This is a genomic window from Aeromicrobium sp. (assembly GCF_036676885.1).
GTDB lineage: Bacteria > Actinomycetota > Actinomycetes > Propionibacteriales > Nocardioidaceae > Aeromicrobium.
In genome coordinates this window covers 1-4,984 of the sequence record NZ_JAKFCB010000317.1, presented here as the reverse complement: position 1 = coordinate 4,984, position 4,984 = coordinate 1, and the positions used below count along the sequence as shown (strand labels likewise).

At 69.9% G+C, this 4,984-nt stretch carries 6 protein-coding genes; all 6 read left to right on the top strand.

Going from position 1 to position 4,984, the window contains the following annotated elements:
* The coding region (locus V6M46_RS14795; protein WP_332666484.1) for an Hsp70 family protein at positions 1-882 on the top strand (882 nt) is incomplete at its 5' end.
* A gap of 50 nt (positions 883-932) precedes the next feature.
* Positions 933-1,514: a nucleotide exchange factor GrpE gene (grpE, locus tag V6M46_RS14790; RefSeq protein WP_332666482.1), complete on the top strand. Its 582-nt coding sequence runs from the start codon at positions 933-935 to the stop codon at positions 1,512-1,514.
* Positions 1,515-1,533: 19 nt separating this feature from the next.
* The gene (gene dnaJ / locus V6M46_RS14785) at positions 1,534-2,658 is read left to right on the top strand and encodes a molecular chaperone DnaJ (RefSeq protein WP_332666480.1); all 1,125 of its coding nucleotides are present in this window, start codon (positions 1,534-1,536) and stop codon (positions 2,656-2,658) included.
* Positions 2,658-3,041, top strand: a complete 384-nt coding sequence (locus tag V6M46_RS14780) for a heat shock protein transcriptional repressor HspR (RefSeq protein WP_332666479.1) — start codon at positions 2,658-2,660, stop codon at positions 3,039-3,041. The genes dnaJ and V6M46_RS14780 overlap by 1 nt, the downstream gene beginning before the upstream one ends.
* A 9-nt stretch (positions 3,042-3,050) precedes the next feature.
* On the top strand, positions 3,051-4,139 hold the full coding sequence (locus V6M46_RS14775; protein ID WP_332666477.1) for a hypothetical protein: 1,089 nt from the start codon (positions 3,051-3,053) through the stop codon (positions 4,137-4,139).
* A 234-nt stretch (positions 4,140-4,373) separates the two neighbouring features.
* On the top strand, positions 4,374-4,984 hold a 611-nt coding region (locus tag V6M46_RS14770), incomplete at its 3' end, for a biotin carboxylase N-terminal domain-containing protein (protein ID WP_332666475.1).

Sequence of the window (4,984 nt, the reverse complement as noted above, 5' to 3'; positions counted from 1 at the left end):
GGTGGCAAGGAGCCCAACAAGGGCGTCAACCCCGACGAGGTCGTCGCGATCGGCGCGAGCCTGCAGGCCGGCGTGCTCAAGGGCGAGGTCAAGGACGTGCTCCTGCTCGACGTCACCCCGCTGAGCCTCGGCATCGAGACCAAGGGCGGCGTCATGACCAAGCTCATCGAGCGCAACACGACGATCCCGACCAAGCGGTCCGAGGTCTTCACGACGGCTGACGACAACCAGCCGTCCGTGGCGATCCAGGTCTACCAGGGCGAGCGCGAGATGGCCGCGGGCAACCAGCTTCTCGCCACGTTCGAGCTCACCGGGCTGCCCCCGGCGCCGCGCGGCGTGCCGCAGATCGAGGTCACGTTCGACATCGACGCCAACGGCATCGTCAACGTGTCCGCCAAGGACCGTGGCACCGGCAAGGAGCAGTCGATGACGATCACCGGCGGCTCCGCGCTGTCCAAGGACGAGATCGACAAGATGGTCAAGGACGCCGAGCAGTACGCCGAGGAGGACCGCAAGCGCCGCGAGGCCGTCGAGGTCCGCAACCAGGCCGAGTCGCTGGCCCACACCACCGAGAAGTTCCTGGCGGAGAACGGCGACAAGGTCGGCGACGACGTCAAGGCCGAGGTGCAGGCCGACCTCGACGCGCTCAACGAGGTGCTCAAGGGCGAGGACGCGGATGCCGTGCAGGCGGCCGTGACCAAGCTCGGCGAGTCGAGCTCCAAGATGGGTGAGGCGATGTACGCCGCCGCTGCCGCCGAGGCGCAGGCCACCGGCGCGGACGCCCCGACCGCCGACGCGGCCGACGACGACAGTGACGTCGTCGAGGCCGAGATCGTCGACGACGAGGACGACGCCGCGAAGAACGAGGGCGAGTCCAAGTGACCGAGCCGACCAACGGCTCGGCCCCAGAGCAGGAGCCTTCGGCTGACTCGGTGACCGACGAGGTCCCTGAGTCGGCCGGGGCGCCCGCCGAGTCGGCTCCCAAGGAGCCGTCGCTGGAGGAGCAGCTGGCCGAGCGCACGGCTGACCTCCAGCGGCTCCAGGCGGAGTACGTCAACTACAAGCGCCGCGTCGACCGCGACCGTGAGCTCGTACGCGCTCAGGGTGAGGCCGCCGTGCTGCACTCGTTGCTGACGGTGCTCGATGACATCGCTCGGGCCGCTGACCACGGCGAGCTCGAGGGCGGCTTCAAGGCCGTCGCCGATGCCTTGCACCAGGCGGTGGCCAAGCACAAGCTCCAGTCGTTCGGCGCCGAGGGCGAGCCCTTCGACCCTGCCCATCACGAGGCGGTGTTCCATGCCGGCGAATCGGCCGAGGTGGACACCACGACGGTGCACAGCGTCATGCGTACCGGCTACAAGCACGGTGACCGCGTGCTTCGGCCGGCGACGGTCGGCGTGGTCGACCCCGCAGCGGCGGTCGCACCGGACCCTTCGACAAGCTCAGGGACCGGGGATGATGGGGCGGAAGCAGGCGAGCAGGACGTCCTCACGGACGAAGCGCCCAACGAATAAGCGTTAGGAGGGGTGGAGCATGGCAGCCAGTGACTGGGCGACCAAGGACTTCTACAAGGTTCTCGGCGTCAAGAAGGACGCGTCGCAGGACGAGATCAAGAAGGCCTACCGCAAGCTCGCGCGCGACAACCACCCCGACTCCAACCCGGGCAACGCGGCGGCCGAGGAGCGCTTCAAGGAGATCTCCGAGGCCTATGCCGTGCTGTCGTCGAAGGACAAGCGCAAGGAGTACGACGAGCAGCGCACGCTGTTCGGGCAGTTCCGTGGCGGCAACGCCGGCTACCGTCCGCCGGGCGGGCCGGGGCAGACCGACTTCGACGTCAGTGACCTCTTCGGGGGCCTGTTCGGCGGCCGGGGCCGAGGACGCCCGCGCCAGCCGCAGCCCCGCAGGGGCGACGACCTCGAGACCGAGGCGACGATCTCGTTCGAGCAGGCCGTCGAGGGTGCGACCCTGCCCCTGCGGATGACGAGTGACGAGGCGTGCGCCAACTGTCACGGCACCGGTGCGCGCCCCGGCACGGTGCCCAAGGTGTGCAGCAAGTGCCAGGGCAGCGGCATGCAGACCGGTGCTGCGGGAGGCCTGTTCGCGATGACCGAGCCGTGCGACCAGTGCCGCGGCCGGGGGCTCATCGTCGAGCACCCGTGCGACGTCTGCCGCGGCTCGGGCCGGGCTCCCTCCAGCCGGACGCTCAACGTCAAGGTGCCCGCGGGCGTCAAGGACGGTCAGCGCATCCGGCTCAAGGGCAAGGGTGGCAAGGGTGATGCCGGTGGTCCCGCAGGTGACCTGTTCCTCGTGGTGCACGTCGAGCCGCACAAGCTGTTCGGCCGCAAGGGCGATCACCTCACGATCACGGTTCCGGTCGCGTTCGACGAGGCCGCACTCGGCGCACAGATCCAGGTGCCGACCCTCCACGGCCCGCCCGTACGCATCAAGATCCCGGCCGGCACACCCAACGGGCGTACGTTCCGGGCCACCGGCAAGGGCGGGCTCAAGAAGACCGGCGGCCACGGCGACCTGCTCGTCACGGTCGAGGTGCAGGTCCCGACCGAGCTCCCGGACGAGGCCAAGGCCGCGATCCAGACCTTGCGTGAGCTGCGTGGTGCGTCCTCGCCACGTGATGGATTGTTCGAGGCGGTGACGTGATGAGCTCCGCTCCCTTCAGCCCTCCGGGGCCCGAGGCCAAGGTCTTCGTGATCAGCGTGGCGGCCGAGCTGTCCGGCCTGCACCCGCAGACCCTGCGCACGTACGACCGGCTCGGGCTGGTCCAGGCAGGGCGTACGGGCGGTGGCGGGCGGCGCTACTCGCTGCGTGACGTCGAGCTGCTGCGCACGGTTGCCCGGCTGACCGCCGAAGGCCTCGGACTCGAGGGCGTCAAGCGCGTCATCGAGCTCGAGAACCAGGTGCTGGCACTTCAGGAGAAGGTTGCCGAGCTCCAGGTCGAGCTCGCGCAGACCAAGCTCCCGCAGAACCTCCCCGCCTTGATAGCCGACCAACATGTCGTGATCTGGCACAAGAAGAAGCGTTAGCCGCGTGCCGTGAGCTCGCGGGCAGCGCTGTGGCTCCGGGGCCTGTGGTCCCGGTCCGAACGCTCGGTGGCGCGCTTTCCACGCCTGCCCATGGCGATGAAGGCGGCCACCGCTGCGGCTCTGGCCTGGCTGGTGGTGCTGCCGATCGGTGGCGTTGCGGACGACTATCCCTACTACGCACCGTTCGGCGCCGTCATCGCCGTCTCTGCCACGGTCGCCAGGTCGTGGCGCGTGTCGGTCTTGAGCATCGCCGGGATCGTGGTGGGCGCGGCGCTGGCCTTCGGCGGGGCGCGGTTGCCCATCGCTCCGGTGCTCGAGCTGGCGCTCGTGGTCGGCGGTGGAGTGGTCCTCGCCGGCTGGGCCCGCCTCGGCCCGGGCGGCGAGTGGGTTCCGCTGGCCGGCGTCTTCGTCCTGATCATCGGCGGCACGGATCGGGTCGGATTCGTCATGGCGTACGTCGGACTGACCGCGCTCGGGGCCCTGATCGGGATCGGCCTCAACGTGCTGTGGCCGCCACTTCCCTTGATCGCCGCTGATGGCGCTCTGGATCGACTGCGCGAGACGCTCGCGCAGCAGCTCGACGCTCTGGCCGGAGGGGTCAGTCAGGGCGATGCCCGGACGGGGGCCACCTGGCAGCAGCTCCGTGACGCAGTCGGACCACGCACCGACGACATGCGGGCGCGGGCGCTCGAGGCCTCCGAGGCGCGGTGGGCCAACTGGCGAGCGCGGCGCTGGCAGGGCGAGTCCGACCGCCAGTTCCGGTCGGCCCAGGCAATGGCTCGTCTGGCGTTGCTGGTCGAGGACCTCACGATGCTGGTGGTCGACAGCGAGCGCGAGGACCGTGAGACTGCGCAGCTCCGCCCGGCGCTGCGGCCCCCGGCCGCCGACGCGTTGCGGAGCACGGCATCGCTGGTGCGCGACCGATCCGACACCGCCGCGGCAGGCCGGATCGCCGCAGCCGAGGAGGCCGTGCAGCGCCTGGCGTCGGCAATCATCGACGTCCAGACCGAGAGTGAGGCGGCGGACTCGTTCGTCGCCGGCGCGATCGTGAGCTCCCTGCGACGGATCATCGCCTGCTGCCGACCCGACGCCGCCTGACAGGTCCGCTCCGGATCGCGCGGGGGCGCTAAGTGGTGTGCTCCGAGCACACACTGGGGGATCATGACCCAGCAGGGCCTGGAGCCACGCCGGTTCGCCGTGTGGCACGAACGGTTCCTCGCCTACCCGGTCGAGGACAGCGCGTCGCGAAACATGAGGGAACCCTCGCAATGTGTCGGTGACACATGGACGGTAGGTTGACCCCGACGCTTCCGCCGAGCAAGGACGATCCCGTTGTTCCAGAAGATTCTCGTCGCCAATCGAGGTGAGATCGCCATCAGGGCGATCCGTGCTGCCCATGAGATGGGTGCGCAGACCGTTGCGGTGTTCCCGCACGAGGACCGGGGCTCGGAGCACCGGGTGCGTGCCGGTGAGGCGTACCAGATCGGTGAGCGGGGCCACCCCGTACGGGCCTACCTCGATCCCGAGGCGATCGTCGCGGCGGCAGTCAAGGCGGGCGCTGACGCGATCTACCCGGGCTATGGCTTCCTGTCGGAGAACCCGGACCTGGCCGAGGCGTGTGAGCGGTCCGGCATCACGTTCATTGGACCGCCCAAGCAGGTCCTGGAGCTGACGGGCAACAAAGCCTCCGCGATCGCGGCGGCCAAGGCGGCCGGTGTGCCGACCCTGAAGTCGGTCGAGCCGTCGGCGGATGTCGAGGAGCTGGTCTCGGCCTCGGACGTGCTGACGTACCCGCTGTTCGTCAAGGCTGTGGCCGGTGGTGGTGGCCGCGGCATGCGCCGCGTCGACGATCCGGCGAAGCTGCGGGAGTCGATCGAGGCGGCGATGCGGGAGGCCGACGGAGCGTTCGGCGACCCGACCTGCTTCATCGAGGAGGCCGTGGT

Bases quoted from the DNA above. Each gene is read 5' to 3' on its own strand.
- dnaJ (WP_332666480.1), top strand. From the start codon at position 1,534: ATGGCAGCCAGTGACTGGGCGACCAAGGACTTCTACAAGGTTCTCGGC.
- V6M46_RS14780 (WP_332666479.1), top strand. From the start codon at position 2,658: ATGAGCTCCGCTCCCTTCAGCCCTCCGGGGCCCGAGGCCAAGGTCTTC.